This is a genomic window from Pedobacter sp. 22163 (genome assembly GCF_052045595.1).
Lineage (GTDB): Bacteria > Bacteroidota > Bacteroidia > Sphingobacteriales > Sphingobacteriaceae > Pedobacter.
This window is the reverse complement of the sequence record NZ_JBQEPM010000028.1, coordinates 1-873: the sequence shown is the minus strand read 5'-3', so window position 1 is coordinate 873 and position 873 is coordinate 1. Positions and strand designations below refer to the sequence as shown.

The following is an 873-nucleotide window of genomic DNA, read 5'->3' as shown; positions in this document are numbered from 1 at the left end:
CGAGGGCACTGAAAAAGTCCTCTTAATAATTGGGCTGAAAAAGAGCAGATAACCTTGGTTTCTCTGCTCTTTTTTTTGTATCTTAAATTAGATTTTAAGGTATCCGATGCTAGCTCACCAACAAAAGATCCAGTTCAGTTCCTACTCAGGATTATATGACCTGATCATCCCCAAAGACAACCTTCTTCGAAAGATCAATGATCTGATAGACTTCAGTTTCATTCATGATGAGCTTCTAGAGAAGTACTGCCAGAACAATGGACGTATGGCTGAGAGCCCTATCCGTATGTTCAAGTACCTTTTACTTAAGACGATTTTTACTGTGTCAGATGTGGATGTTGTTGATCGCTCTCGCTACGATATGTCCTTTAAATATTTCCTTGAGATGGCACCTGAAGCGGAAGTGATCGATCCGAGTTCTCTGACCAAGTTTCGCAAACTCAGACTAAAGGATATGGACTTACTGAACCTATTAATTGGCAAGACGGTATCCCTAGCCCTTGAAAAGGGCATCATCAAATCCAAGTCCATTATCGTGGATGCTACTCATTCGTTATCTAGATCCAATCCTTATTCTGCAATTGAGGTGCTTAGGCAGCGTAGCAAGTTACTTCGAAAGGCTGTCTATTCGATGGATGAGGACTTTAAGAAATTGATGCCAGAGAAGAATGAGTCGATCGATCTTGAAAAGGAGATTGCCTATTGCAAGAAATTGCAGGAACGGATTGAGTCGGACAGTACCTTGAGCGAGATCCCTGCGGTTAAAGAGAAATTAAACCTGTTAAAAGAAACGGTTGAGGATACCCAGGAGCATTATACGCTCTCCAAGGACATGGATGCCAAGATCGGACACAAGACAGCAGACAGCAGTTT

General features: G+C 42.0%; 1 protein-coding gene. It reads left to right on the top strand.

Annotated features, from left to right (window positions below):
• Positions 1 to 106 precede the first annotated feature (106 nt).
• A partial coding sequence (locus tag ACTJKN_RS27320) for a transposase (protein ID WP_440828772.1) occupies positions 107 to 873 on the top strand: 767 nt, incomplete at its 3' end.